The 592-nt window shown below is 31.4% G+C and carries 1 protein-coding gene; it reads right to left on the bottom strand.

What is annotated here, in order from left to right:
- Nucleotides 1–89: 89 nt before the first annotated feature.
- A complete protein-coding gene (locus AC1DJR_RS32760) occupies nucleotides 90–452 on the bottom strand; it encodes a hypothetical protein (protein WP_476997693.1) in 363 nt (120 codons plus the stop codon).
- Nucleotides 453–592 lie beyond the last annotated feature (140 nt).

The raw sequence follows: 592 nt of genomic DNA, 5'->3' as shown, positions 1-592 counted from the left end.
GTGTACCAGACTAAATTCCTGTAGTTAAAAATCATTTGCCAACAGAATACCTATTGTAAATTCACTCTATGCCTTTGTATAGGGTGTTTTTACTGTGCTTTTAACATAAAATTTAAGATTGTATACCCCATTTTTCTCATAGTGCAACCGTGTTTTTTAGCCAAAATTTCTAATGTGCGGCGCTCTCCAGCTGGTATTTCAATACTTACAATTTCATATACACTTTGATCATATTCGTGTACTGGAATATCATCCATATAAGCATAATCTAAACCTTCACGAATCAATTCTGCAGCAATGATATTTATCTCTTCTTCATATAAATTCAATTCTTCCAATTGGTCATACTGTGCTTCACTCAAAGGTATCATGAATTTTGTACCTTTATTCTTACGAGATTTAGCCCCTAAAGATTTTACCTTAACCGTTTCATCCAACATAACATTTAACATTTTAATTACCCCTTTCGTTTTTAACAATTTTTTTGGTTAAAATTCCTCTAAATCCGTTTCTATAACTTTCACTTCTTTTCCGTGTTCTTCACTTAAAATTTGTTTTATCTCCGAATTATTTTCTTTCCTTAACTGAAACC

This window comes from Bacillus sp. 05T31, from assembly GCF_056396725.1.
Note: the sequence above shows the minus strand (reverse complement) of the source record. Positions and strands in the feature narration are given on the sequence as shown.